Raw genomic sequence first — 26729 nt, forward strand, 5'->3', positions numbered from 1 at the left:
CAATTCGTTCCCAATTGCTGGCAAGCACTCAGGCAGCCGCCTTGATCGTTGCGCCGGTGTCGAGAATTCCCATCACGTCGGACTCCTTCATGATGAGAAGGTCTTCGCCATCAATGCTGATTTCAGTGCCGGACCATTTTCCGAACAGCACGCGGTCACCCTTTTTCACGTCGAGCGCTACAACTTCGCCCTGATCGTTGCGCGCGCCGGGGCCGGTGGCGATGACTTCGCCTTCCTGCGGCTTTTCCTTGGCGGTGTCGGGAATGATGATGCCTCCCTTTGTCCGTTCGTCACTCTGAACGCGACGGACGAGAATGCGGTCGTGTAAAGGTCGGAATTGCATGTTTTCCTCCTGGACAAACATAGAGTTGACTCCCTTTCCATCCGGAGCCGATAGCCTTCCGGCGGAAGCCAGACCCTGAGCTCTCCAGGCATCTGGCGGCAGTCGATTTGGTTTTTGAGAATGAGCATTTCAAGAGCTGAGATGAAAAAAAATCAGCACTCACTTCTGGCGGCTGCTAACGTACTGAATATGCGACGCAAAACGTGAAACTTCTTGCCAAGCTTTCGGTCTTTTGGTCTCATCCTCCTGTTCAAGAACAGGAGGTCAAGGCGACAATGGTTTCACCTGAGTTCGAACGGCAGATCGAAGGCTATGGATTGACGACGGCACATATATTCTACCGGCTGCCGGATTTTCAGTCCGTGCTGCAAACCTATGTCTGGCAGGACTACGATATTGCTCCGCATTTTCCGGGCATGCGGCAATTTCTGGAATTCTGGGAAGCCCGGCTCGAGGGCAAGCTTCACTCCGTGCAATACGCGCATCAGAAGCTGATCGGACCGAAAGAGTGGCGGCGCGTCGACGGCGAATTCCTGTTGAATTGACGTCCCCAGCACTTCCGATGGCCAAAGGCAGACTTCAGGCGTGAAGCGTTGCGCGCATGCCTGCCTCGCAAAACCGCACCAGATCGTCAGCAAGGTCATTCGTGGCCGCTTCGGTGTCCGGCGCAGCCGACAGTGCTTCGATGCGCCATTTCGAGGTCGATAGCGACAGCATGGCCGAGACGGAGAAGACAAAAGTCACTGCAATGCTGGTCTTGTCCGCCTTGGGGAACAGTCTGGCGATTTCGGTGATGAAGGTTCCTGCGGTGGGGTCGAAACAGCGCTCGGAGATTGCGTGCCAGCGGGCGTCGGCGGATACCATCGCCACCAGCCGGGCATAGGCCAGCCATTGCGGATCACCGGCGCCGGCCTTTTCGAGATAGGGGCGCAGGAACGCAGAGAGCAAGGCCTCGAGTGTAAGTGGTGCGTCGAGCGCTTTGCGGGCCGCAAGTGCATCCAGCCGCAACTGCGACAATTCCAGTGCCCGCCTTTCGACAACGCGTTCGAACAGGGCTTCCTTGCCGCCGTGGTGAAAGCTGATCGAGGCGATCTGCGCGCCGGCTGCCGCTGCAATGTCACGAACCGACGCGCCATCATAGCCGCGCTCGGCAAACAGGCGTTCGGCGGCATCAAGAATGCTCAGGCTCGTGGCGAGCGACCGCTTGGAAGCGGCGCGACGGCGTGGTTGCGATTCATGGCTGGAGATCGGGAAATTGGGGCTCATGATTCATCTTGTCTTATTTTGAACGATCGTTCAATATTGTCTCGACGAGGAAAATCCACTGAAGCCAGGGAGGGGGCAGTTGGACATGCAGTTGAAAGCAGGCGGAGAGAATCCGTCCGGCACCGAGGATTTGCGCAGCCACTATGCCTTGATTGGCGCGGGCCCGATGGGGCTGGCGATGGCAAAGACGCTGATCGAGCAGGGCATCGCCTTTACCGGCTTCGAGCTGAATTCCGATGTCGGTGGACTTTGGGACATCGACGGTCCGAAATCGACCATGTACGAGACGGCGCATCTGATCTCGTCGAAGAAGATGACCGAGTTCGCGGATTTTCCGATGGATGAACGGGTGGCGGAGTACCCGTCCCATCGTGAGCTGAAAAACTACTTTGGCAAGTTTGCGGATCATTTTGGAATTCGGAAACATTTCAGGTTCGGCACGGAAGTGCTCTCGGCGACGCCGCTGGGCAAGCCGGGTGAAGGTTGGCGGGTGACGTGGCGCGAGGCCGACGGCCAGGAGAGCCAGGCGGATTTTGCCGGGGTCCTGATTGCCAACGGCACGCTGTCAGAGCCGAACATGCCCAAATTCAAGGGTAATTTCTCCGGCGAATTGATGCATTCGAGCGCCTACCGGGATCCCGAGGTGTTCAAGGGCAAGCGGGTGCTGATCATAGGGGCTGGCAATTCGGGCTGCGATATTGCCGTGGATGCGATCCATCACGGCAAGAGCTGCGATATCTCGATGCGGCGTGGCTATTACTTCGTGCCCAAATATGTGTTCGGCCGACCCGCCGACACGATGGGTGGCGCAATCAAGTTGCCGATGTGGCTCAAGCGCCGGGTCGACGGCATGATCCTGAAATGGTTCACCGGTGATCCGGCGAAATACGGGTTTCCGAAGCCAGATTATGCGCTTTATGAATCCCATCCGGTGGTCAATTCGCTGATCCTGTTTCATGCCGGGCATGGCGATGTCACAATAAGGCCGGACATCGACCGGTTTGACGGCAACACGGTTCATTTCAAGGATGGCGGCCAAGCCGATTACGACCTCATACTGGCGGCGACCGGATACAAGCTTCATTACCCGTTTATAGACAAGGCGCTTCTGAACTGGCAGGGCGATGCCCCGCATCTGTTTCTCAACTGCCTGCATCCCGAGCGCGACGATCTGTTCGTGCTTGGCATGGTGGAAGCCTCCGGTCTTGGCTGGCAGGGTCGGCACGAGCAGGCCGAGATGGTGGCGCGCTACATCGCAGGGCTCAAGAAAAACTCCATGGCAGTCAAGGCGTTGCGGGAAGAGAAAGCTGCAGGGTTCAAGCGCGCGACGGGCGGCATGCATTACATCGACCTGCCGCGCATGGCCTATTACGTCGACAAGAGAACCTACCGGACTGCTGTGACCAGCTGGATCGCGGCGCTGAAAGGCGGTGGGAAATGACCGATATCGACGCCATTCGGCTCAATTTCAGTCCCGGAAGCCTGATGCTGCTCAATGCTATCCTGGCAATAGTGATGTTCTCGATCGCGCTGGATCTCAAACCATCGGACTTTCGCGCGCTTCTGCGAACACCGAAAGCCTTGCTGACCGGTATGGTTGCGCAATTTCTTGTACTGCCGGTGCTGACATTCGGGATGCTTCTTGTGACCAATCCGCAGCCGTCGATTGCATTGGGGTTGATCCTGGTCGCAGCCTGTCCGGGCGGCAATATTTCCAATTTCATCACCCATCGCGCAGGCGGGAATTCGGCCTTGTCGGTCTCGATGACCGGGATTGCCACTTCGGCTGCCATTTTCATGACTCCGTTCAATGTCGCTTTCTGGGGCAATCTGTATGAGCCGACGCGGGCGATCCTGCGGCAGACGACACTTGATCCGGTGTCGATTGCCATAACGGTTTTCTTCATGCTGATCCTGCCTTTGATTCTCGGGATCATGGTCAATGTCCGGCGACCGGATCTTGCTGCGCGGATACGCAAGACGATGCAGCGGATATCCATGGTGATCTTCATCGGCTTTGTCGTTCTGGCGCTGGCGGCGAACTGGAGCTTCTTTCTGTCCTTTGCGGGTGCCGTGGCGGGGCTGGTGGTGTTGCACAATGCATTGGCGCTTTCGGGCGGTTATCTCACCGCAACGGCAGCAAGATTGTCCGACTATGACCGTCGAGCCATCACCATCGAAACCGGTATCCAGAATTCGGGGCTGGGCCTGGTGCTGATCTTCACTTTCTTTGGCGGGCTTGGCGGAATGGCAGTGGCGGCGGCGTTCTGGGGTATCTGGCATGCCATCTCCGGGCTGGCGCTGGCCGCTGTCTGGTCCCGCCGGGAGGCTCGGCGATGAGCCGCGTTCTGGTCACGGGCGCTGCGGGTGCGGTTGGGCAAGTGTTGCTCAAGCAACTGGCGGCAGCGGGTGTCGAGACGCTTGCCACCGATCTCCACAGGCATGAAGATACGCCCGATGGCATCGGTTTCCTGAAACTGGACGTGCGCGGCAACGATGCCAAACGCGTCATCAGCGGGTTCAAGCCGGATGTAATCGTGCATCTGGCCTCGATCGTTTCGCCCTCGCGCGGCATGACGCGGGAATTCATCCATGAAGTCGATGTAACCGGCACCCGCAATGTGCTTGAGGCCGCCATCAGCCATGGTGTCAGGCGTCTGGTGGTCACCTCCTCGGGGGCTGCCTATGGCTACCATGCGGACAATCCGGTTCCTCTGCGCGAAACTGATCCGGTGCGGGGCAATCAGGAGTTTCCCTATTCAGATCACAAGCGGCAGGTCGAGGAGATGCTGGCCGAGGCGCGCGCCTCGCATCCGGAGCTTGAACAGGTGGTGTTGCGCGTTGGCACCGTGCTGGGGGCGGGGCTCGAAAACCAGATCACCGAACTGTTTCACCGCTCGCGGCTGATTGCGGTTCAGGGATCGGACAGTCCGTTCGTCTTCATCTGGACGGTGGATCTGGCGCGTATCCTGATGCGCGCTGCAGGCGTGGGGCCCGCGGGCATTTTCAATGTTTGTGGAGATGGCGCACTTTCGGTGCATGAGCTTGCCAAGGCGCTTGGAAAGCCGGTGATGGCGCTGCCAGCCTGGGTGCTGAAAGCGGCGCTCGGGATTGCCCGGCCGCTTGGCGTATCAAGGTATGGGCCTGAACAAGTGCGCTTCTTGCAATATCGCCCGGTTCTCGACAACACGGCCTTGAAAACCGTGTTTGGCTACAAGCCGGAACTGAGCAGCGCCGAGACTTTCGAGGTGTGGCGCAAGGCGGCGGGTCTATGAGCCGTGTCGCGGTCATCACCGGCGGCGCCGGGGGGCTAGGGCAGGCGTTTGCCGGCCAGCTTCTGAAGGATGACTGGCAGGTTGTGCTGGTTGACCTGCCTGGCGCTTTGGATGCCTTGCAGCTTCAGAGTGATCGGCTCGAACGGGTTGCCTGCGACCTGACCGATGAAGCAGCGGTCGCCTCGGTCTGTGGCGAGATTTCGGCCCGCTATCCGGCGCTTGATCTCGTCATCCACAATGCCGGGGTCACCCAGATCGGGCTGTTTGACGAGACCACGCTCGCCTCGCAACGGCTGGTGATGGAGATCAACTATTTCGGCTCGGTGCGGATCGCTGCAGGTTTGCTGAAAGCGGTGCGGGCCGGCAAGGGGACGCACCTGGCAATTTCGTCGGTCGCGGGCTTCGCGCCGCTCTACAAGCGCACGGCCTATGCGGCCAGCAAGCACGCGCTCAACGGCTTCTTCTCCTCGCTGGCATCGGAAGAGGCGCAGTATGGCGTCAACGTGGTGATAGCGGCGCCATCGTTTGTTGCCACCAATCCGGGACGGCTTGATGCCGGGGATGATGGCATCGGTAGGCCGGGGGCTGCGACGGACGGGTTTGACGAGATGAGCCCTGAGCGGGCCGCGGAAATCATTTTTGCCGGCTGGCGGCGGGGCAAGACGTTCGTCCCTGTTGGGCGGGTGGCCACGCTTGGCTGGCTGATCACACGGCTTTCGCCACGGCTCTACAGCTGGCTGATGATGCGGAAAATCCGGCCCTAGGCCAACAATTGTTTCACAGGTATCGGCGGCCGAAAGCGTGATGCAGCGGCCCTGCGGATTGGATTCATTTGTGTGTTTCAAACACATGAGAGGCGGTCGGGATGAAATTTAATCAATCGATTGATTAAATTTTGGGACGCGCTATGATTGAGCCCAATCCAACCTAGGGACCATGTGCCGTGCCAACAGGATCAGCCGCCTCATCAAATGCCACCAAAGCCGGCGATCAGACACGCGCGGCGTTGGTGATGGCCGGTATCAGGCTGTTCGGCACCAAAGGGTTTGAGGCCACTTCAACCCGCGAGATTGCGGCTGCGGCCGAAGCGAATATCGCCTCCATCGCCTATCATTTCGGCGGCAAGGAGGGGTTGCGGCTTGCCTGCGCGGACATGGTGGGCAGCCGGATCAAGGCCGTTGTCGGTCCGGTTCTGGGTGCCATCGATCCAAAGGGAGATCCCGCCCTGGCGCAGGATGCGTTCGAGCGCGTGATCATGGGCGTGACGGATTTCATGCTCGGGCAGGTGGAGGCCCGCGACATCGCCAGCTTCATGGTGCGCGAAATGGGGACGCCAGGCGCGGTGTTCGACAAGGTTTATTCCGATTTCGTATTACCGGTGCATCGCAGCCTCTGCGGTCTTCTGGGGCTGGCCACCGGTCAGGATCCTGAGAGCGACCTGATCCGCATTGGCACCTTCAGCATTGCGGGTCAGGTCGTCTATTTCCGCATCGGGCACGCAATCGTCGCCAAGCGGATGGAATGGAAAGCGGTCGGTCCGGATGAGGTTGACGCCATCAAGGCAGTCATTCTGGCCAATATACGCGGCTTTATCACAACTCACAGGAAGCAGGACTGATGATGTCGATCATTTGCGCCATACCCGTCATTGCCAGCTTGTTCTCGTCATGCGGCGGCGCTGGTCCGCTTGCCGTCGGCTATGTCGAAGGTGAATATGTGCTGGTGGCCCCGGTCGAAACAGCACAGATCGTTGATCTGGCTGTCAGACGTGGTGAGCGGATCATCGCCGGTCAGGCGCTGGGAAAGCTCGAAAGGCGTGATGCCGAAATCGCTGTCGCCCAGGCTGCCGCCGGACTGGCGCAGGCCGAAAGTCAGTTGGCCAATCTGCAGGAGGGACGGCGGCCCGAAGAGATTGCCAGCATTGTCGCTTCGCTCAGTTCGGCGAAGGCCCAGACACTGGAGGCCGAGCGTGTGCTGCAGCGCCAGTCGGACCTTCTGAAACAGGGAATTGCCACCCAGGCAGCCTATGATTCTGCCTCGACGGCGTTGGAGCTCAACCGCGCCAAGGTGAGCGAGCTTGAGGCAAATCTGGCGGTAGCGCGGCTTCCCGCGCGGCTCAACGAAATCAAGGCTGCGAAGGCTGCCGTTGATCAGGCGGGAGCGGTTCTGGAATCGGCCGAGTGGCGGCTGACCAAGCGGGTATTGTCGATCCCGCAAGCGGGCGTCGTCTCCGACATCATCAGGAACGCCGGCGAGGTGGCGGGTCCGCAGGCGCCGGTTCTCTCGGTTCTGCCGGACGGGGCAGTCAAACTCAGGGTCTATGTTCCCGAACAAGCACTTTCCGGCATTGCTGTCGGCAAGGTCCTCGTGGTCCATTGTGACGGTTGCGGCGAGGGGATGCGGGCAACTGTCAGCTATGTTTCGCCTGATCCCGAGTTTACCCCGCCGGTGATCTACTCGCTCGAGAACCGGCAGAAGCTGGTTTATCTGATTGAAGCCCGCCCGGATGCAGATGCCTCGGCGCTGGTGCCGGGACAGATCGTCGATGTCGAGCTTGAAGGTGACGGACAGTGAACGCCATCGAGGTCAGCGGACTGGTCAAGCGCTTTGGCGACAAGACGGTCGTCGATCATGTCTCGATGTCAGTGGCGGAAGGCGAAATCTCCGGATTTCTCGGGCCGAACGGGTCGGGCAAGACAACGACCATCCGTGTCATGTGCGGACTGCTGACGCCGGACGAGGGCGAGGGGCGGGTGCTCGGGCACGACATTCGCACCGACGGGCTCATAATCAAGCGCGAAGTCGGCTACATGACGCAGAAATTCTCGTTCTACGAGGACCTGTCGATGGAGGAAAACCTGACCTTCGTGGCCCGGCTATACAACCTGCAACCGGTTGCTACCGTGGTGCGCGACACGCTGGAGGATCTCGGGCTCTTGTCGCGGCGGAAACAACTGGCGGGTACCTTGTCGGGCGGCTGGAAACAGCGGCTGGCGCTTGCCGCCTGCATCATGCACAAGCCCAAGCTGCTGCTGCTCGACGAGCCGACCGCAGGGGTCGACCCCAAGGCCAGGCGCGAGTTCTGGGACGAGATCCACATGCGCGCCAGCGCCGGGCTGACGGTGCTGGTCTCGACCCATTACATGGACGAGGCGGAGCGCTGCCATCGCATTCACTACATTTCCTATGGAAAGCTGCTGGCGAGCGGCACCGTGCCGGATGTCATTCGCGATGCGGCGCTGACCACGTTCGTGCTCGATGGCGGCGACACCACCCAAGCGGCCAAACTGTTGCAAGGCATGGACGGGGTTGATCAGGTCGCTCCCTTCGGCCTCACCTTGCATGTCGTCGGGCAGGACAAGGCGTCTCTCGTCGCTGCGGTCTCGAAAGTGGCAAAGGAGACGGGTGTCAATTACCGCGAGGGCAATACCAGCCTTGAGGATGTATTCATCCAGTTCATGGGCAAATCGACGGACAACATGGCATGAGCTCGATGTTCTCGTTTCGCCGCCTGATGGCCATCATCATCAAGGAAGGCATCCAGATGCGGCGCGACCGCATCACCTTTGCGATGATGCTGGGCGTTCCGCTGATGCAGCTGGTGCTGTTCGGCTTTGCCATCAACAATGATCCCAAGGGGTTACCTGCGGCGCTGGTGACCACCAGCCATGACCACTACACGCGGGCGATGATCTCGGCGATGGAGAACACCGGCTACTACCGCTTCGATCATGTGGTGGCCAGCGCCGCGGAGGCCGACCGGCTGATCCAGTCCGGCGCTGTCTCGTTTGTTGTTACCGTCCCGTCTGATTTCGCCCGCCGGGTCCAGCGCGGCGACCATCCGCAAATCCTGATCGAGGCGGATGCGACCGATCCGTCGGTGGCCTCCGGCGCGATTTCAACACTCGGTACGGTGGCAGCGCAGGCGCTGCTGCGTGAGCAATCAGCCGAGGCGCTTGCCGCGCGACAATCGACATCAGCGCTCGAGGTCGTGGTTCACCGGCTCTACAATCCGGAAGGCGTCACCCAGTACAACATCGTGCCTGGTCTGCTCGGCGTGATCCTGCAATTGACCATGGTGATGATGACATCGATGGCGCTGACACGCGAGACCGAGCGCGGCACGATGGAGAACCTGCTCGCCATGCCGGTGAGTCCGCTCGAGATCATGCTTGGCAAGGTGCTGCCTTTTCTGGTTGTCGGCGCGGTGCAGGTGGTGGTGGTGCTGACGGCTGCCAAGTTCCTGTTCAACGTGCCGTTTATCGGGTCGATGACGCTGCTGCTGGTCAGTATCCTGATCTTCGTGCTGGCGCTGGTCTTGCTGGGATACGCGTTTTCGACGCTGGCGCGGACCCAGATGCAGGCGATGCAGCTCACCTTCTTCTTCTTCCTGCCGTCGCTGCTGCTCTCAGGCTTCATGTTTCCCTATCGGGGCATGCCGGGCTGGGCGCAGACTCTTGGCGAGATTTTCCCGCTCACCCATTTTCTCCGGATCATCCGCGCGGTGATGCTCAAGGGCGCGGACCTGCAAGGGGTGGCCACCCCGCTTGCAGCCCTGCTGATCTTTGTCGCGGTCTACATGGTGCTGGCGCTGATGCGGTTCCGCCGCACGCTGGACTAGACACGCTCAGGAAGGTTCTGCAGACTGCGAGCCTGTCCGGGATGCAAGGGGGATCGAAATTCGAGCCTCCAGCCCGCCGAGCGATGATGAGCCGAGTTCAAGTTTTCCGCCAAACGCGTCGACGATGTCGCCGGATATCGCCAGGCCGAGGCCTGCACCGGTTTCGGATTGATCAAGCCGCTTGTCCTGCTCGATAGCCCTGTTCGCGTCAACCGGATCAAGGCCAGGGCTATCATCGCCAATGCGGATGACAATCGCATCTGATGAGGTCTTGGCTTCGACCAGCACATGGTGACGCGCGAAGCGAACCGCGTTTTCCGCCAGATTGCCGAGGAGTTCGTTGAGATCGTCCGGATCGACCGGAACCGTGATGGCTGCATCGACGACGCATTCCAGCCTGAGGTCTTCTCCTGCCGGGGTCCGCTTGAGCGCGCGCAGGATGCCATCGACGATGGGCTTGAGTGGCGTGCGGTCCTGGCTTCGACCATGGCGCAGCCGGGCGCGGGCAAGTTCACGCTGGATATGGCGGCGCATACGCTCGGTCAGTTCGGAAATATCGTCGGCGATCTCGGTCTCGCCCCTGGCACGCAACCGTTCGACGTCGGAGACCAGCGCGGACAATGGGGTTTTCAGGCCGTGAGCCAGGTTTGCCGCGCGGTCCCTGGCGCGGCTGATGGCCTGATCCTGGGCGTCGAGCAGGGCGTTGACCTCCTCGACCAGCGGCCCAACCTCCTGTGGCACGTTGTCGACTTCCAGCCGCCGCAGCGCTCCGTTCCGAATGGCGCTGACGCCCGAAAGAACGCGATAAACCGGCTTCAGGCCTTCGTCGATCTGAAGTAGCAAGCCGAGCAGAAGCACGCCGCCGAGGATTGCCAGAACCGGAGCCAGATCTCTTGCAGATCCGGTCTCGAGCGTGCTGATTTCTGCCCGGTCGATGGCCACGGCTACCCGCAATCGATGATCGCCGTCAGGTGCCGTGAGAAGCACCAGTGTTTCATGGACCAGGAGTTCCGAGCCCTGTGGACCGGCGGTGTCGTGGACATGGGTTTCGCCCGGGCGCAATGTGTCTTCGGGGACGTTGATGTCGGTATCCCACAAGGACCGCGACTTGAGCTCTCTGGCTTTCGTTTCATCGCCGACCTGCCAATACAAGCCGCCAAAGACCGCATGAAACCTCGGGTCGACGGGCTCACGATCAAGCGACAGGGCCGAGTTGGCGTCAAAGCGCAGGCCGCCGGTGAGCTGGTTTAAATGGGTGTCGAGTTCCTGGCCGACGCGGCGCTCGAGGTGGCGATCAAACAGGGCCGACAGGCTGAAGCCGGTGACCAGCAGGGCCACCGCCACAACGATTGCCGCAAAGGCAAACAACCTGAACCGGAGCGACCGACCGGGTTTCATGAGGCGATGTCCGGCTCGGCGACGATGTAGCCGAAGCCACGGCGGGTCTCGATCAGCTCGAGAGGCAATTTGCGCCTGACGCGGCCGACCAGTACCTCGATGGCATTGGATTCGCGCTCGAAATGAGCCGATTGCAAATGCTCGGCAAGTTCCTGCTGCGGCACCACGCGGCCCTTGTGCAGCATCAGGTAGGCAACAAGGCGATATTCCTGCGGCGACAGGCTGATGGGCAAGCCATCCACGCTGAGCCGCATCTGCCGCGTGTCGAGTTCTGCTCCTCCGACAATGACGACCGGGCTTGCCTGTCCGCCGGAGCGGCGGATAATGGCGCGCAGCCGGGCGACAAGTTCTTCCATGCGAAAGGGTTTGGGCAGGTAATCATCCGCGCCCGCGTCGATGCCCTCCACCCGCTCGGCCCATGTTCCCCGTGCGGTCAGGACCAGGACCGGTAAATCACGCCCTGCTGCACGCCAGCGTTTGAGAACGGTCACTCCGTCGATGCCGGGCAATCCGAGATCAAGAATGGCAGCGGCGTAGGTCTCGGTGTCGCCCACAAACCAGGCCTCTTCGCCATTGGTTTCGCTGTCGACGATATAGCCCGCCGCGTCCAGCGCTGTGGCGACATCCCGGCGGATACGTTCATCATCTTCGACAAGCAGAATGCGCATGGGCTCTAGCGACCGTTCTTGAGGATGAGGATCTTCGCCGTCCGCGCGTCGATTTCATATTTAAGGCGGCGACCTGCGCCATCGAGAACATAGAGCTCGTAAATCGGCGTGCCCTCGGAATATTCGAACTCTATCTCCCGAATTTTGCCCCCGATTTGCGGTCTGATTGTCTTGAGGATGTCCGACAACGGCAGGATCTCTCCCTTTTTTACCGCAGCGCTGAGCTTTTCGCGTTGACGCAGATCATCATTCGCGCGCGCAGGCGCCAGAGCAATGAGCAACAGCAGGACAAAGAAAAAGCGATTCATGGAGGCATCATCGTGTTTTGAAGATGACAGAACACTGACACGCCCGGTCAGCACACAGTCTCCCGAAGTCTGCCGTATCACCAAAACACAATCCACGGAATGACAGGCTTATCCTCCGCGCTGTCTTGTATGTGGTGCACCGGTGGGGCAAGTTCGCTGCCGTCCGGGCTGTGCAATCGCGCACTTTTCCGGGAACGCCGGGCAAATGCTGCGACCGGTTGCAGCCAGGTGGAGTGTCTTCGGGGTGTCTTTATGGATCTGATTGAAAACCGCACCATTGACGAAATAATTCTCGGCGACCGGGCCGAGATCGAACGGGTGCTCACACGTTCGGATGTCACGCTGTTTGCAACGGTTTCGGCCGATGTCAATCCTGCAAGCCTGGATGCAGGCGACGAGGATGGGCCGGAACTTCAGCAGGGCATTGTTCAGGGCATGTGGGCGGGGACACTGATTTCTGCGGTTCTGGCGACGCGGCTGCCGGGTCCAGGTACCGTTCATCTCAGCCAGACGCTCAAATTCCATCGCGAGGTCAGCGTTGGTGACCGCATCAGCGTGAGGGTTGAAGTCACCGGCATCGACAAGAGCTCGGGCCGGGTCAATCTGGAGTGCGCTTGCGTCAATGCCGATGGCGAGATCGTTGTGTCCGGCAGCGCCGAGGTGCAGGCGCCGCGCAAGAAGATCAAACGGCACATGGCCCGCATGCCGATCACCCAGCTCAAGGCGCCGGGTGTTCGATTTGGCGAGCTGGTTGATCGGGCGAGGCTGCTTGATCCACTGGTCACGGCCATCGTTCACCCCTGCGACGATCTCAGCCTGGGCGGGGCGCTTGCTGCGCGCGACGAGGGCATGATCGTGCCGGTGCTGGTCGGCCCGAGGGCCAAGATCGAGGCCGCTGCGGAAGCGGCGGGTCTCGATTTGCACGGGCTCGAAATCGTCGACGCCCCGCACAGCCATGCCGCAGCCGAAATGGCAGTGGCGCTGGTGCACGAGGGCCGCGCCGGCGCACTGATGAAGGGCAAGCTGCACACCGACGAATTGCTGACCGCAGTCCTCAACAAGGCCACGGGATTGAGAACCGAACGGCGGCTCAGCCATGTCTTCGCGCTCGATGTGCCGGGCCAGAACCGGACGCTGTTCGTCACCGACGCGGCGATCAATATCTCGCCCGATCTCGAATCATTGCGCGACATCGTCCAGAACGCGATTGATCTCGCCATTGCGATCGGGGTCGAAACGCCGCTGGTGGCGCTGCTGTCGGCTGTCGAAACCGTGACCGGCAAGCTGCCGTCAACAATTCTCGCTGCCGCTATCTGCAAGATGCATGACCGCGGCCAGATCGTTGGTGGCAAGGTCGATGGACCGCTCGCCTTCGACAACGCCATCTCTCCCGCCGCCGCGGCCGCCAAGGGGATCGTTTCCGACGTGGCTGGCTATGCCGATATTCTGGTGACGCCCAATCTCGAAAGCGGCAACATGATCGCCAAGCAGCTGATCCATCTGGCCGGCGCGTCGTCAGCGGGTATCGCGCTCGGCGCGCAGGTGCCGATCATGCTCACCAGCCGATCCGACACCGTCGATGCCCGCATCGTCTCGGCGGCGCTGGCCAAGGTGTTTTATCACTGGCGGAGGGAGCGGCCGTTGGGGCTGGGGTAGGGGCAGAGTGAGGGTGTATTTCTGTGGGATTATCAGGGTTCAGTTCGGGGCGATCAGAGGTTGACGATATCTCGACCGCTTCCTAAAAATCGACGAATGATGGTCCCCGTTGCAAAGCTCTCCAGCCTGGTGGCAACGGCTTTCGTTGCAGTCCTCTTTGGTATTTTCCTATTGGAACCTGGCCCAGTCTTGGCGCAGGTTCCGGATAATGCAGCCGAAACACGTGTAAAGGCGGGCATTTATGTAAGTCCCCCTTTTGTCATGATCGATGCGAATGGCACTGAAACCGGGATGGCGATCGATCTCTGGGAGCACCTTGCTGAAAGGTTGAATATCCAGACGGACTACACAGTGTATTCGACATTTCGTGATTTGATCGATGCGACCGCCGGCGGCGCAGTGGACATTGCCATAACCAACCTGACGATCACCAAAGATCGCGCAGCAGTTGTTGATTTTACGCAACCCTGGTTCGATGCGGGATTGCGGATCATGGTGTCTGAGCAGCCAGCCACCGGTTTCAACGCAATCCTTCAGGGCCTGTCGGAAGCGGGTTACCTGCGTGCCTATGGTTGGCTGATCGCGATCATTGTGTTCGCTTCGCTCACACTGACTGCATTTGACCGCCGGTTCGATCCCGATTTTCCCCGGCGCTGGCGCGACGGGATCGCCGAGAGCTTCTTTGCGGTGATGTCGGTGGCGACGTCAGGACGGACCCCTGCGCGAAAGAACCTCTTCGGCTGGCTGGGGCGCATATGGTCCGCTCTGTGGCTGGTCTGCGGGATCGGGGTCCTGGCGTATGTGACGTCTTCAGTCACCAGCGTGATGACGACCCTTGCAATCACGGGGGCTATCGACGGCCCTGCAGATCTGCCGGGCCGCCAAATTGGTGTTTTTGCCGGAAGCGTGGCTGAGGATTTCTCCAGAGCCTCAGGCCTGAACATCAGGTCTTTTGCCGGCATTGAAGCTGCTGTCAGAGCCCTCAACGAAGGGCAGATCGACGCGATTGTGGGCGATGCGCCGGTGCTGGAATACTATGCCCATGTGATGCCCGACCTGTCGCTTTCGGTGGTTGGGCAGATCTTCGAGCCGGATAAATATGGTTTTGCCCTGTCGCCGGAAAGCGCGCTGACCAAACCGCTTACAATTGAGTTGCTGGGCCTGAAGGAGGACGGTGTGATCGACGATCTGAAGACCGAGTATTTCGGAAGCGACTGGTGAGCGACGAGCTGGTTGCCGCGAGCACTGCCGTTGATCCCCAGGCTTTCGCGCACATCCGGGTCGTGATCGGTGTCGTTACCGGGTTGAGCGTGACGCGTCTGCTGGGTGGGCTGTCTCGTTTTGTACAACATCCCGCACTCAACCGGATCTATCCGCCGCACCTGGCATGGGTATTCTTCGTGCTGCTCTCGGTCATTCATTTCTGGTGGTTCGAGTTCGGCTTGTTCCGGGTCACGCAATGGGGGTTCGGCGAATATGTGTTCGTGCTCAGTTATGCCGCGCTGATTTTCTTCATCTCCACATTGCTGTTTCCCGACCATATGGCGGATTATTCCGGCTATGAGAATTACTTTCACTCCCGGCAGAAATGGTTTTACGGCCTTCTTGCCACGTTTTTTGTCGTGGACATGTTGGATTCGGCTCTGAAGGGCGGGCAATATTTCGAAGCACTCGGATCAATGTATCCTGTCCGGCAAACCCTCCTGAGCTTGCTCTGCATCGCCGCAGCTTTCATCAAGCGAAGAAGCTACCACCTGGCTTTCGCGATTGCCGCGATCGTGGCCGAGATCTGGTGGATCTTCTCCCAATTCAGGTTCCTGGAGTAGCGCACGGTTCCACAGACCTTGCCTTTATTGAAGAAAGTGTGCCGACAACAAATTGCAATCAGATTGGGGTGTGTTGGGCTTACGTGATACCGGCAAGCCGATCACGTTCGGCTTTCTTCCCTCCGCGTCTCTGGCGGCGTCTGCCGGAAGGTCGACGATCTCATCCCGACAGGCCCAATGACGGGAACATCACGCGCAATACCCAATGACCGGATACCAGGCAAAATCGCTGCATCCTTGCAGCTTCTCGCCAGTTCAGCCTGTACCACGCCTATTCGGGATCGGACCTAGAGCCCGACGTCCGCCGGGTTACGCCGACATTCTGGTGACGCCCAATCTTAAAAGCGGCAACATGATTGCCAAGCCGCTGATCCATCTGGCTGGTGCCTCGTCAGCAGGCATTGCGCTCGGCGTGCAGATGCCGATCATGGTCACCAGCCGGTCGGATACCATCTACGCCCGCACGTCTCGGCGGCGCTGGCCAAGGTGTTTTATCACTTGCGGCGGGAGTGGCCGTTGGGGTTGCCGTCTTAGATGCGGAAACTCAGAGTTGACTTGCTCCGACAGGTCAGCGGCTCGCACCAGAAATGGCGACCCGTACAAGCCGCGCTGTCAAAAACCTGCAAATTTCTGTGCGAAAATGACAGGCGCCATGAGGGCAGATGTGTGCGGATCACAGGACGTGAGTTCCAGCTCATGTCCTGGCAGCCTGTTTGATATTTTGGGGCATTACAGTTGATGCATCGGGCACGAGATGGAGTTGGGCCCGGCTTCTTGGAAGGCTGCCGGGATGCTCGCGTTGCAGCCATTCAAGCATGTTTTCCCGGACTTCGCAGCGGAGTTCCCAAGCGATCGGCGAATTGCGAGCGCTCATCAAGGCGCGCACTGTGACGCTGTCGCGGTCCGTTTCAATCACCTGAAGATTGACGACTTTCTTGTCCCATCTGGGCGACGCTTTGACGATTTCTTCCAGTTTCAGCCGAATATCGCCAATGGGTGCAGTGTAGTCCAGATGCCAGTTTACCGAGCCGATGATCGAACCGCTTTCCCGCGTCCAGTTCTCAAACGGCTTTTCAATGAAGTAGCTCAGTGGAACCACCAGGCGGCGCCAATCCCAGATCCGTATGATCACATAGGTGGATGCAATCTCCTCAACCCATCCCCACTCTCCCTCGACGATAACCACGTCCTCAAGGCGGATTGGCTGTGTGAGAGCAATCTGAATTCCAGCAATCAGATTGGCAAGCACAGGGCGCGCGGCAAAGCCCAGAACCAGACCTGCAGCACCGGCGGACGCGAACAGGCTGACGCCGAATTGCCGCACCGCGTCAAAACTCGACAGCACGAAGCCTGCGGTCATCAGCACGATCAAAAGTCTGCCGATCCTCTGGATCATACGCACCTGCGTCGTCTGCTTGCGCGTCGACAAATTGTCTTCAGCGTCGCCCGGAAGACGTCTGAGAAATCGCATGCATGCAACGTCCAGTGCTACGATCAGGATCCAGCCGATGACGACCAGCAGCGTCGCTGTGGCGAATTGAGACAGGCCATCACGCCAGGCGGGAGGCAGACCCGCGACATTCACAAGGAAAAGACCAACAATCATCAGAACAAGCAGCCGGCTTGGTTTGCGCAATCTCGGCAAGACAGAAAAGACAAGTCCCGACCGGCCCCTGTAGAACCTGCTGACGGGGCGCCAGAAAACCGAATGCAGGATCAGGGCAAATAAAATACCAAGTGTGACGATCAGCCAGGGCCAGATTGCAGCCGGCACCAGGCTTTCGAAAAGGCCCATGGCCTGTTTGACTTCGTGAAAGACCGGTTCAACGGCTTCAACTGGTTCCATAAGGTCTTCCGTTTCTGTTGCACTGCAGCATCCAAGTGCAGCTTGAGCAGGGTGTCAAGGCATCATCCCAAATCGATTGGCTGTGGCTTCACCATTTTGGGCTGAGGTTTCAGCGCGAAATTATCTGATGGAGATGCGGTAAGATGCTAGCTGCGAGCGGATTCTGGTTGCTTGCGGTGAGGCCACAAAGACCTGGTGATGCCCAAATTCGAAAGCGGCAACATGATCGCCAAACAGCTGATCCACCTGGCCGGCGCCTCGTCAGTGGGCATAGTGCTTGGCGCGCAGGTGCCGATCATGCTGACCAGCCGCTCGGACACCGTGGATGCCCGGATTGTCTCGGCGGCGCTGGCAAAGGTGTCTTATCACTGGAGCAGGCTTAGGCCGCTTGGGGTGGCTTAGGGAAGCTGGGACAGGAGGTCAGGCAGCGCCCTCAGGTTTTCGATCTGTCTGAAACGGTCATGATCGACGGGTGCTTCGACATGCTCCAATGACCAGGTGAGGGCATGCGGGACGAAGATGCCCCATGCGCCAAGCTCGAGCACGGGAACGATGTCTGACTTGAGCGAGTTGCCGACCATCGCCGTGCTGTGCGGCTCCGCGCCTCTCTGGGCGAATATCCGCCGGTAGACCGCGGCGTTCTTGTCCGGCACTATTTCGATGGCGGCAAACTTCTCTGCCAGACCGGACTGGGCAAGCTTGCGTTCCTGGTCGAACAAGTCGCCTTTGGTAATCAGCATAAGGCTGTAGCGGCCGGCGAGCGTGTCGAGCACATCGCCCGCGCCTTCCATCAGTTCGATCGGGTGGCCCATAAGTTCGCGGCCGATCGCCAGAATCTTGGCGATGGTTTCGGTCGGAACCTGGCCGTCGGTGACTTCGATCGCCGTCTCGATCATCGACAGAACGAAACCCTTGATGCCAAATCCGTAGATCTTCAGGTTCCGTTTCTCTGCGGCCAGCAAACGTTCCGAAAGATGGTCGCCTTCCGCATGGTCAAACAGGAGTGCACGGAATTCCCGCTCGGTCAGGCGATAGAACTGCTCGTTTTGCCAAAGTGTATCGTCGGCGTCGAAAGCAATGGTCTTGAGCATTGCAAATATCCCAAATACAAGGTTTTCCGGGGCAGGCCGGAACTCTCACCGCATCAACAGCACCGGTGCCTTGCAGCTTCTGAGCATTTCACTAGTCGTCGAGCCGATGACGAAGGCGCGGATGCGGGAGTGGCCGTAGGCGCCCATGGCGACGAGGCAGGAGCCGTGCTCCTCGACGCGTTTGCCCAGAACCTCGTCGGGCTGTCCTGACAGAATGGTTGTTTCCACGCTCAAACCGGCGCCAACGAGAATGGCCTTGGCGTTTTCGAGCGCCTTTTCGGTGTCGCGGTTGCGGCTTCCGACGGTGACCAGATCAATGTTCAGGCCTGCAAACAGCGGATTTCGGGCAATGTGATCGACCACGCGCTGGCTTGAAGCGCCGCCATCATAGGCGATGATTGCGGTGGTGATCGGCTTGAAGGCGCGGGAGGCGACAAAGACCGGCTTGTGGCTGGCGCGGATGAAGCGCTCGAGGTGGGCGCCGAGCCTGAGGCTTGCGAAATCGGCTTCTTCGCCGCGTTTGCCAACCATGATCACGCTGGCGGGGCCTTCCTGCTCGATCACCGTGTCGACTATTTCGCCCATACGCAGGTGAGCGCCGGCGACCTTCTGGCCTGCGGCCTCGATGATGCTGCGGGCATCGTCAAGGATGGCGCGGCCCTTCTGCTGCAGCAGTTTTGAGCGTTGCTCATCAAGCGATGAAAGCTGTTCCAGCAATGCGGTGCGGGCACCCAGCGCAATCGATCCGGAGAGATCTGATTTGCTCGCGCCCGGATGGCGGTCGAGCACGTGCAGCAGGTCGACTTCGGCGTTCATGCGTTCCGCAGCCCAGGCCGCGTGGTCGCAGACGCTTTTCGAATAGGTGGACCCGTCAACAAGGGCCAAAAGGATGTTGGTCATGATCATGTCCTCCCTTAGAGCGCATGCCACGTCCACCTGGACGCACAAAGGTCGCTCTATTTCTACTAAACCAGGGCATCTTATATGCATCAGGCGATTTCGCCTGATGCAGGATGCACTAGCTCGTTGATTTTACGCAATTGCGGACGCGAAACCGGTTCCCACTTTCGCTGGAATTGCTTTAATGCGAAATCAGCTGGTCCATGGCGCCCGGCTTGTCGTGAATGGCAAGCCGGTCGACGATGGTTTCCGATGCTTCGTTCATGCCGATGATCTCCACCTCGGCGCCATCGCGGCGGAATTTCAATACCGCCATGTCGAGTGCTGCGACGCTGGAAATATCCCAGATATGGGCGCGGGAGACGTCGATGACGACACGCTCGAGCACTTCGCGGAAATCAAAAGCTTTCATGAAATCTTCCACTGACGCGAAGAACAGCTGGCCTTCGACGATGTAGGTCCGTGTGCGGCCATCTTCCGAAAGGTGCGAGCGGACGCCGAACAATTGCGCGATCTTCCAGGCGAAGAACAGGCCCGACAGCAGCACGCCGACGAGGACGCCGATGGCGAGATTGTGGGTGAAGACCACGAACAGGACGGTCGCCAGCATCACTACGGAAGAGGAGCGGGGATGGGTGCGCAGGTTCTTGATCGAGGACCAGGAGAATGTGCCGATCGAGACCATGATCATGATCGCCACCAGCGCCGCCATCGGAATTTTGGCGACCGAATCCCCCAGCACGACAATGAAGAACAAGAGCATGGCGCCGGCAACAAAGGTCGACAGGCGTCCGCGTCCGCCGGATTTCACATTGATGATCGACTGGCCGATCATGGCGCAACCGGCCATGCCGCCAATGAAGCCGGTGGCAGTGTTGGCGATGCCCTGGCCGACGCATTCCATATTGCGGTTGGATGAGGTGTCGGTGAGATCATCGACGATGGTCTGGGTCATCAGCGATTCGAGCAGGCCGACGGCGGCAACTGCGACCGAATAGGGCAGGATGATCCACAATGTTTCGAGCGTCAGCGGGATGTCAGGGATCAGGAAAATCGGCAGCGTATCGGGCAGCGCGCCCATGTCGCCCACGGTGCGCAGGTCGAAGCCGAAGAACACCGTGACTGCGGTGAGCACGACGATGGTTACCAGCGGCGAGGGGATGGCGGTGGTGATCAGCGGGAACAGATAGATGATGCCAAGGCCTGCTGCGACCATGACATAGGTGAGCCAGGGCACACCCATGAGTTCGGGCAGTTGCGCCATGAAGATCAGGATCGCGAGCGCATTGACGAAGCCGGTCATCACCGATTTCGACACGAAGCGCATGACATAGCCCAGCTTGGCGATGCCCGCCACGATCTGGATCAGGCCGGCGAGCACGGTGGCTGCAAGCAGATACTCAAGCCCGTGTTCCCTGACCAGAGTGACCATGAGCACGGCAGTCGCCGCCGTGGCCGCCGAAATCATGCCCGGACGCCCGCCGACGATCGCGGTGATGACAGCAATCGAAAACGAGGCGTAGAGGCCGACCTTGGGGTCGACGCCTGCGATGATCGAGAAGGCGATGGCTTCCGGGATCAGCGCCAGTGCGACGACGAGGCCGGACAGGATGTCGCCCCGGATGTTGCTGGTCCACTGCGAAAAATAGCTGTTGAGCGAAATCATGGAGAGTTGGCGTCCTGTCCGGTGAAAGGATGTTTCGGTGATGCTGTGCTTGCAGGAGGGGCCAATGCGAACAGTGTTTGCGGCCCGGCGTTCCTGCTTCCTGCTGGGATCATGATCCGTAAGCGGATCAACGAGAGTGCGGTCTCGATACAGGCATAAGCCGGGATTGCCAAGCCACGCCTGTTCGCAGGTGCGGAAAAACTGCCGATAAGGCCGAAATCAGGCGGTGAGTTCGTGGATCTTCACGTCCGGGCACACAGACCTGGCAATGTCGCAGAGATGACTATGGTGAGTGAGATAGATCACCTGGCCGACGCCTGCCATGCCGGCAAAAAGCCTAAAGGTTTCCTCGGCGCGGAAATCATCAAACGTCTCCATGATGTCATCGGCAATGAACGGCACGGTCTGGCGCGAGGCGGCAAATTCATGGAAACCCGCAACCCGAAGCGCCAGATAGAGCTGGAACCGCGCGCCCTTGGACATTTCCGCGGCCTGCTTGGAGGTTCCGTCGTTCTGGATGGCGATCAGCAATTCGCGTCCCTTGTCTGGCTGCGAGGCCAGGTTCCTATAGCGGCCACGGCTGATGGTGCGGATGGCCTCTGACGCGCGCTGCATCATTGATGAGCTGTGGCGCTCGCGATAGAGCGTGAGTGCCTGTTCCATGGCGATGATCCCGGCTGAAAGCCTGAGATAACGCTCGGCACCGTCCGCGATGGCGAGCAGAATTGTCTTGCGGCTCTGTTCGATCCGGGCCACCGCATCGTCTCCGCCGACCGCGTTCATGGCCTCTGATGCGCGGCTCTGGGCGGCGAAAAGATGCTGGACTTCGGCGTCGAGCTTTTCAAGTGATGCTTCAAGGTCCTGCTTTTCGGCGCTCAGTTCTGCTGCGTCCGTGGCCTCCAATTGGGCACGGGCCTCCTCGAGCGAGCCTGCGCCCAGCGTCTCGCGAATCTCGGACGCGATCTGCTCTATCCTGAGAGCAAGCTGTTTGCGTTCGAGTGCCTGCTCTGTGCGAAGGGCCGCATCGGCCAGCGTCTCGGCGCCAAGCGCATCAAGCATCTGCGACTTCCGGGCCGCATGGGCTGCAAGGGTTTCAGAGTGGTTGCGCTGCCGTGACGTGGCCTCTTCGATCTTTCGCGACAGATCCTCGTGCCGGGTGCGCGCCTTTTCCGCTGTTGCCAGCCGTTCGGTCAGGTGTCGCGCGATGGCGGCCGGAGGGACAGCGTCCGTTTCAATCCCGGCGCTCAAGGCCGTTGCCTGAAGGGCGGCAGTATAATCGGCCTGATCGCGTTCCATCTTGGCAATGCGGTCGGCAAGGCTTGCGCGGTCATGGATCGCGGTTGCCAGTTCGCCAAGCACCGGCAACGCCTCGCGCACTTCCGCAGCGGTCGGGGCCTGTTTCCCTTCGCCAAGCCAGCATCCGTCGCAGGCTTCCTTCCAGGCCAGCATCCAGACCTTGGCTTCCTCTTCGGCTGTTCGCACATCACGTTCGCGCCGGGTCAGAATGCGCTCCTGTTCGGCCAATGTCTGACGGTAGCCCTCGAGCCGGGTTTCCTGGCTGACCAGATGCTGCCCTCGGGTGACCAGCGTCTCTAGGTCGTCCTCGGTTGAAAGCTCAGGATCGAGTGGCTCCAGCGCCCGAACCATCCGGTCGACCGCCGCCTGCCGATCCTGTCCAGCGGTTTCAAGGTCCCGGAGGTGGGCACGAAGCGTTTCGTCAGCTTCAATCGCCATCTCTCTGCGGTGGAGCCAGGTCTCGAGCGTCTCAATTGTCATCTCGGTCGGAAGGCTGGCCGAGAGTTGTTCGATGCTTTTGGCGATCCGGGCACTCAGTTCGGCAAGCGCGGACTCGAGCTTGGTTTTTGTGGCCGTTGCGCCTTCAAGCTCCGTTGTCGCGATAGCCGTTTGCACCGCAATTTCATTGAGCTTGGCAACATCGGCCTGATGCGATGCGCGCTTATCGGCTGCCTCATCATAGGCCCGCATCGCGGCTTCGAAGGATGTGGCGGTATCTGCGTCAAGACTGGCCTTGTGATTTGCCCAGGTCAGATCTCTGGCTGCCCGCAGACTATCGGTTTCCGTGGCTGAGAGCAGGGCGCGCGATTGGGCGACTGCGCCAGCCTCGGCCTCGAAACGTTTGAGGGAGTGCGTGAGGCGGGTGATGTCTTCGCGGGCGACGTCCAGCTTCCGCCCTGTTTCCTCGATTTCCGACTTCCATTTCCGGAGTGTGTCGGGGGAAGGAGGCTGCATGGCTCGCAATTCGGTGGTGTCGCCCTGCCATGGGGACAGTGTGTCGATGAGCGCAGCGGATTTTTCGCGGGCTGCGGCAACGGCACGTTTGGCGGTCTGGCGCCGAAGCCCGTGATCGTCATTGCGAAGCAGTGTCAGGGTCTCGCTCAAGGCCGCGATCTGGCTTTGCCGGCGCTCTGGTGTGGTTTGAGCGGGGTCACCGCCAGCAGACTGCAGGTGTGCGTTGGCGTCGTCGCGGCTGGCCTTGGCGTCTGCGGCTTCTTTCTTTGCGACGGTCAACCGCACATCGAGGCTTGACCGCGCATCGATGAGGTCGCGCAGGGCCGCAGTCCTGGATGTGTTCAGCAGGAGCTGTTCCGCGTCTGGTTCGCCGGCCCGGCCGAGGCGGACCAGAAACTGCTCGATGCGTCCGTCAATCCGGCCCAGTGCAGTGCGGCGCTCCGGCAGATCCTCGCCGGCTGCATCATGGCGCGTTCGCAGCCGGTCAAGTTCTGTAAGCCTATCCTGAAGCGACAGGATTTCCGCATCAACACCGATTGTTTCCAGTTCAGCGCTGAGACGATCGATCTCTTCGTTCAATGCTTCGCCGCTGGCGGTGAGGGACGCTTCCTCATTTCCGAGATCGCGCACCTGCTGCCGCCATTCCGGCGCGACTGCGGGCAGGTCCATGAGCGGTTCAAGCTGCTCGCTCAGTCGCTCAATGTCTGCCAGGCGCGGCCGTGCGTTCAGCAGGCGATCAACCGCTGTCAGCCGGATGCGGAGGTGCTTTCGTCGCTCGCCGGCTTCGGCGTGCCGCGACCTTGCCTCATCAAGATCCTTGTTCAGCTGGGCATATTTGCTGGCCTGGGTGTCGATCAGATCGCGCTCGGCTTTCAGCTCCGCCAGCTCGGATTTGAGTTCACTGAGGATACGCTTCTGGGCGCGGGGCTTGTAGAATTCCTCGGTCTCCGTGCGGATCTGGACAAGCCGCTGGGAGAGTTCACCCAGCCCCGCGCTGGCAGAGAACAGCAGTTCACCCAGATCGCCACGGCTTGCGAGGATGCTTTCGCCGCCCTGTTCCAGGCTCTCGTCATCAAGCGAAAACATGGTCTGGTAGCTGTCCCGGTCGAGCCCGCCAAGACCTGCAAGCAGCGCTCCGTCGGAGACGGTTTGATCTCTGCCGTCGAGCAGGCTGTTCTGCGGCCGCTTGATCCTTACAAAGTCCTGGGTCTTGCCATCGATTTCTATCGCTGCGCCAATACGCATGTTTGGATAGGGGTGGAGGAAGTTGTAACTGCTTTGCGCGCCGATGCCGAACAGCAGGTCGAGCCAGGCGCTGAACAGGGTCGACTTTCCCGCTTCATTGGGGCCGTAGACGATATGCAGATCGGCTGCGCCCTCGGTCCGGGCACCGAAATTGATGACATGGTCGGTGAACTTGCCATAGCGGGTGAGATCGAGGCGATTGAGGCGCATCAGGCAGTCTCGCTCCCTGATGAAGCGCCGGATTGGAGCCGCGCCAGCACGTCATCACCGCCCTGGCGGGCAAGCTCGATGCGGCGGGCTCTGGTCTCTGTCTCGTCCCTGCCGAACAGATCGCGAAGATCGGTCGGCAGTTGAGCCTGCAACGTATCCGCCAAACTCGCCAGGGCGGTTTCAAACGCGTCAGACTCGAGGATGCCGGTTTCAATCAGCGCTTTGAGCTCATGCAGCGGGTCGGTCGCAGAGCCTTGAGCCGTCTTTGGCGGTGTGCAATCAATGTCGAGCTTTTCGATCCAGATTGCGCCAATCTGCGCGGCGCGTTCTTCAGCTTCGGCCATGAGCAGATCGGCGTCACGGCGCATGCGCCAGGCGAGCGGGGTTTCACCGGTAAAGCCGAGCCGTACCACCAGTTCAGATGCTGCTGAAACCGTGCGAGCTTGTTTCAGAGCGTCGCTGAGGGACTGCGCCAAGGCGTTCCATTCGCTCACGCTACCCGCATCAATGGTGACACGGGTGAACTCGGCGAGTGCGGTCTGTCTTTCTTCAAGATGCACGGTTCCATCGTCTAGGATGGACACGAGCGTCACGGACTTTGGGCCGTCCTCGTTGATGTCGCGCCCCTGCGGCATGCCGGGCATGACGATGGTGGTCGATCCGGATATGGCAGCGCGTTTGTGGATATGTCCCAGTGCCCAATAGTCAAAGCCGGTGGCTTGCAGTTCAGCCGGGCTGCAGGGCGCATAGGGATCGTGGCCGGGCGCACCGCCGAGGCTCGTGTGCATGATGCCGATGTTGATGGCATCGGGTATGGCCCGAGCGTATTTCGGCAGCAGGCTTTCAGGCGCTGTCGGATTGGCAAAACTCAGACCGTGGATGGCAACGGGCTTTTTGCCTGGGCCACGTTCAATGAGCGCATGCTGGGCGCGTCCACCAAACAGTTTGACCAGGTCCGGCAGCACCAGTTCGCGGGATATGCGCGACAAGGCGTCATGATTGCCACGAATGATGAAGGTGCGGATGCCGGCGTTTGAAAGACGGCCGAGTTCGCTGGCCAGAAACCGGGCCGTTTTCATCGATGTCTGATCGCCATCGTAGAGATCGCCGGCGATCAAAAGCGCATCGACACGCTCATTGATGCAGAGGTCAATAATGTTGCTGAAGGTTTGACGGGTCGCCCCGCCGATCAGATCGGCAAGGTCCGGATTGCGCAGCGCCAATGATTTGAGCGGCGAATCAAGGTGGATGTCAGCGGTATGGATAAAGCGGAAACCGGTGATTGAAATGTCCTCCGGCGCTTTCCGAGTCATTCAGGATCGTGTGGCCTCGAGCCCTAGCACAGGCTTTCAGCTTGGGCACAGGTTTTTCGCCAGACATGACGGCAAAGTGCCGCGACGCCGATTGCAAGAAAGCGTTAGGATCGGTGTCTGCGACAGAACTGCAATCAGGGCTTGCTGCCGGTTTTCCCGGTGATTTGCAGCCAGTGACCGCCATGTTTGGGAGACTGGATCTTGCGGAAGCTTATCCGCGCCGACTGAACCGGCTGGACGTCATCCTGAAGATTGTCGAGGACATAATCGCCATCCCGGGTTCTGACCACCAGAACGGTGTGAGCTTCACCTCTGGCGTAACCCATGGTCAATAGCAGCTGTGACGCCTTGAAGCCCTTGCGCAAAAGCTTGGCACGTTTGGCCAGTGCGAAGTCTTCGCAATCGCCTGCGCGGGCATTGGCTGTCCAGAATTCCTTGCGGCCAAAGGCGGTGGTGTCGGCAGCTGGCTTGATTGCACGATTGACTGCCAGGTTGACGCTGTTCAGGACGCCCAGACGTGCGGCCGGCAAACCGGCATTCGCTGAACGACTGCGGCAATCAGATGCGTTGCGTGTGCAGTATTCCACATGGCCATAGGGCCGGGTGGTCTCCCTGCCGGTTTTTAGCCATGTAGATGCGAATGCCGGCGACAGCAGTGAAAACAGAGCCGCCAGGGCGACCAGCAAGAAAAGAGGTGCGCTCATGGATAGGACGGAGCTCCTTGTTTGCAGTTTCTAGCAAGGCCGGCGGCCTCGACTGCAATGATAAGATTCGAAAAAAGCCGGTTAGGCAAGCTTTGCCTGGGGAAACTGTTCTTTATGTGGCTCGATTGAACATTGGCGCCTAT

25 protein-coding genes and 1 pseudogene are annotated in these 26729 nt (G+C 59.8%); 14 read left to right on the forward strand and 12 right to left on the reverse strand.

Translation table 11 applies throughout. The annotated features are described in order from the left end of the window. Positions 1 to 28: 28 nt before the first annotated feature. A complete protein-coding gene (locus tag WNZ14_RS11005) occupies positions 29 to 343 on the reverse strand; it encodes a co-chaperone GroES (RefSeq protein WP_342868698.1) in 315 nt (104 codons plus the stop codon). Positions 344 to 618: 275 nt separating this feature from the next. On the opposite strand from WNZ14_RS11005, the gene WNZ14_RS11010 reads away from it, so the two are divergent. Further along, positions 619 to 888 (forward strand): usg protein, encoded by a 270-nt coding sequence (locus WNZ14_RS11010; protein WP_342868699.1) that lies wholly within the window; start codon positions 619 to 621, stop codon positions 886 to 888. Positions 889 to 922: 34 nt separating this feature from the next. On the opposite strand, the gene WNZ14_RS11015 is transcribed toward WNZ14_RS11010, so the two are convergent. Next, positions 923 to 1609: a TetR family transcriptional regulator gene (locus WNZ14_RS11015; RefSeq protein ID WP_342868700.1), complete on the reverse strand. Its 687-nt coding sequence runs from the start codon at positions 1607 to 1609 to the stop codon at positions 923 to 925. 85 nt (positions 1610 to 1694) lie between these two features. Between WNZ14_RS11015 and WNZ14_RS11020 the strand changes: the two genes are divergently transcribed. From WNZ14_RS11020 to WNZ14_RS11055, 8 genes are all read left to right on the forward strand, one after another. Then, positions 1695 to 3050 (forward strand): NAD(P)-binding domain-containing protein, encoded by a 1356-nt coding sequence (locus tag WNZ14_RS11020; RefSeq protein ID WP_342868701.1) that lies wholly within the window; start codon positions 1695 to 1697, stop codon positions 3048 to 3050. Continuing rightward, positions 3047 to 3949: a bile acid:sodium symporter family protein gene (locus WNZ14_RS11025; RefSeq protein ID WP_342868702.1), complete on the forward strand. Its 903-nt coding sequence runs from the start codon at positions 3047 to 3049 to the stop codon at positions 3947 to 3949. Before WNZ14_RS11020 ends, WNZ14_RS11025 begins: the two co-directional genes overlap by 4 nt. Further along, complete coding sequence (locus tag WNZ14_RS11030) at positions 3946 to 4884, forward strand: SDR family oxidoreductase (protein WP_342868703.1); 939 nt, start codon at positions 3946 to 3948, stop codon at positions 4882 to 4884. Before WNZ14_RS11025 ends, WNZ14_RS11030 begins: the two co-directional genes overlap by 4 nt. Further along, the gene (locus WNZ14_RS11035; protein WP_342868704.1) at positions 4881 to 5648 is read left to right on the forward strand and encodes an SDR family NAD(P)-dependent oxidoreductase; all 768 of its coding nucleotides are present in this window, start codon (positions 4881 to 4883) and stop codon (positions 5646 to 5648) included. Before WNZ14_RS11030 ends, WNZ14_RS11035 begins: the two co-directional genes overlap by 4 nt. Positions 5649 to 5827: 179 nt before the next feature. Continuing rightward, complete coding sequence (locus tag WNZ14_RS11040) at positions 5828 to 6502, forward strand: CerR family C-terminal domain-containing protein (protein WP_342868705.1); 675 nt, start codon at positions 5828 to 5830, stop codon at positions 6500 to 6502. 2 nt (positions 6503 to 6504) lie between these two features. Beyond that, positions 6505 to 7458, forward strand: a complete 954-nt coding sequence (locus WNZ14_RS11045; RefSeq protein ID WP_342870213.1) for an HlyD family efflux transporter periplasmic adaptor subunit — start codon at positions 6505 to 6507, stop codon at positions 7456 to 7458. Beyond that, the gene (locus tag WNZ14_RS11050; protein WP_342868706.1) at positions 7455 to 8372 is read left to right on the forward strand and encodes an ABC transporter ATP-binding protein; all 918 of its coding nucleotides are present in this window, start codon (positions 7455 to 7457) and stop codon (positions 8370 to 8372) included. The genes WNZ14_RS11045 and WNZ14_RS11050 overlap by 4 nt, the downstream gene beginning before the upstream one ends. Beyond that, a complete protein-coding gene (locus tag WNZ14_RS11055) occupies positions 8369 to 9505 on the forward strand; it encodes an ABC transporter permease (RefSeq protein ID WP_342868707.1) in 1137 nt (378 codons plus the stop codon). The genes WNZ14_RS11050 and WNZ14_RS11055 overlap by 4 nt, the downstream gene beginning before the upstream one ends. 6 nt (positions 9506 to 9511) lie before the next feature. On the opposite strand, the gene WNZ14_RS11060 is transcribed toward WNZ14_RS11055, so the two are convergent. Genes WNZ14_RS11060 through WNZ14_RS11070 form a run of 3 tightly spaced genes read right to left on the reverse strand, consistent with a single transcriptional unit; the run spans position 9512 to position 11879 of the window. Continuing rightward, complete coding sequence (locus tag WNZ14_RS11060) at positions 9512 to 10903, reverse strand: HAMP domain-containing sensor histidine kinase (protein WP_342868708.1); 1392 nt, start codon at positions 10901 to 10903, stop codon at positions 9512 to 9514. After that, positions 10900 to 11571, reverse strand: a complete 672-nt coding sequence (locus WNZ14_RS11065) for a response regulator transcription factor (protein WP_342868709.1) — start codon at positions 11569 to 11571, stop codon at positions 10900 to 10902. The genes WNZ14_RS11060 and WNZ14_RS11065 overlap by 4 nt, the downstream gene beginning before the upstream one ends. 5 nt (positions 11572 to 11576) lie before the next feature. Beyond that, positions 11577 to 11879 carry a PepSY domain-containing protein gene (locus WNZ14_RS11070; RefSeq protein ID WP_342868710.1) on the reverse strand — a complete coding sequence of 101 codons (303 nt, stop codon included), beginning with the start codon at positions 11877 to 11879 and terminating at the stop codon, positions 11577 to 11579. A 252-nt stretch (positions 11880 to 12131) separates the two neighbouring features. Here WNZ14_RS11070 and WNZ14_RS11075 point away from each other — a divergent pair, with 252 nt between their 5' ends. The 4 genes from WNZ14_RS11075 to WNZ14_RS11090 all read left to right on the forward strand — a co-directional run bounded on the left by WNZ14_RS11075 (position 12132) and on the right by WNZ14_RS11090 (position 16100). Next, a complete protein-coding gene (locus tag WNZ14_RS11075; protein WP_342868711.1) occupies positions 12132 to 13535 on the forward strand; it encodes a bifunctional enoyl-CoA hydratase/phosphate acetyltransferase in 1404 nt (467 codons plus the stop codon). Positions 13536 to 13595: 60 nt separating this feature from the next. Continuing rightward, positions 13596 to 14756, forward strand: a complete 1161-nt coding sequence (locus WNZ14_RS11080; protein WP_342868712.1) for a transporter substrate-binding domain-containing protein — start codon at positions 13596 to 13598, stop codon at positions 14754 to 14756. After that, the gene (locus WNZ14_RS11085) at positions 14753 to 15361 is read left to right on the forward strand and encodes a hypothetical protein (RefSeq protein ID WP_342868713.1); all 609 of its coding nucleotides are present in this window, start codon (positions 14753 to 14755) and stop codon (positions 15359 to 15361) included. Before WNZ14_RS11080 ends, WNZ14_RS11085 begins: the two co-directional genes overlap by 4 nt. A 352-nt stretch (positions 15362 to 15713) precedes the next feature. Next, the gene (locus WNZ14_RS11090) at positions 15714 to 16100 is read left to right on the forward strand and encodes a hypothetical protein (protein WP_342870214.1); all 387 of its coding nucleotides are present in this window, start codon (positions 15714 to 15716) and stop codon (positions 16098 to 16100) included. On the opposite strand, the gene WNZ14_RS11095 is transcribed toward WNZ14_RS11090, so the two are convergent. After that, on the reverse strand, positions 16056 to 17207 hold the full coding sequence (locus tag WNZ14_RS11095; protein WP_342868714.1) for a mechanosensitive ion channel family protein: 1152 nt from the start codon (positions 17205 to 17207) through the stop codon (positions 16056 to 16058). The two genes, WNZ14_RS11090 and WNZ14_RS11095, sit on opposite strands and share 45 nt — an antisense overlap. Positions 17208 to 17396: 189 nt before the next feature. On the opposite strand from WNZ14_RS11095, the pseudogene WNZ14_RS11100 reads away from it, so the two are divergent. Next, positions 17397 to 17609, forward strand: a pseudogene (locus WNZ14_RS11100) (phosphate acyltransferase); the annotation flags it as partial. On the opposite strand, the gene WNZ14_RS11105 reads toward WNZ14_RS11100, so the two are convergent. The 6 genes from WNZ14_RS11105 to WNZ14_RS11130 form a co-directional block, all read right to left on the reverse strand. Further along, positions 17606 to 18298 (reverse strand): HAD family hydrolase, encoded by a 693-nt coding sequence (locus tag WNZ14_RS11105; RefSeq protein WP_342868715.1) that lies wholly within the window; start codon positions 18296 to 18298, stop codon positions 17606 to 17608. The pseudogene WNZ14_RS11100 and the gene WNZ14_RS11105 overlap by 4 nt on opposite strands. A gap of 45 nt (positions 18299 to 18343) precedes the next feature. Further along, positions 18344 to 19198: a universal stress protein gene (locus WNZ14_RS11110; protein ID WP_342868716.1), complete on the reverse strand. Its 855-nt coding sequence runs from the start codon at positions 19196 to 19198 to the stop codon at positions 18344 to 18346. A gap of 181 nt (positions 19199 to 19379) precedes the next feature. Then, entirely contained in the window at positions 19380 to 20864 is a 1485-nt protein-coding gene (locus WNZ14_RS11115) for a SulP family inorganic anion transporter (RefSeq protein WP_342868717.1), read from the reverse strand. Positions 20865 to 21083: 219 nt separating this feature from the next. Next, positions 21084 to 24569: an AAA family ATPase gene (locus WNZ14_RS11120; protein ID WP_342868718.1), complete on the reverse strand. Its 3486-nt coding sequence runs from the start codon at positions 24567 to 24569 to the stop codon at positions 21084 to 21086. After that, the gene (locus tag WNZ14_RS11125) at positions 24569 to 25882 is read right to left on the reverse strand and encodes a DNA repair exonuclease (protein WP_342868719.1); all 1314 of its coding nucleotides are present in this window, start codon (positions 25880 to 25882) and stop codon (positions 24569 to 24571) included. Before WNZ14_RS11125 ends, WNZ14_RS11120 begins: the two co-directional genes overlap by 1 nt. Positions 25883 to 26016: 134 nt before the next feature. Further along, a complete protein-coding gene (locus WNZ14_RS11130) occupies positions 26017 to 26586 on the reverse strand; it encodes a transglutaminase-like cysteine peptidase (RefSeq protein ID WP_342868720.1) in 570 nt (189 codons plus the stop codon). Positions 26587 to 26729: the final 143 nt, after the last annotated feature.

Origin of the sequence: Hoeflea sp. AS60 (genome assembly GCF_038900115.1) — a bacterium.
Classification (GTDB): Bacteria; Pseudomonadota; Alphaproteobacteria; order Rhizobiales; family Rhizobiaceae; genus Hoeflea.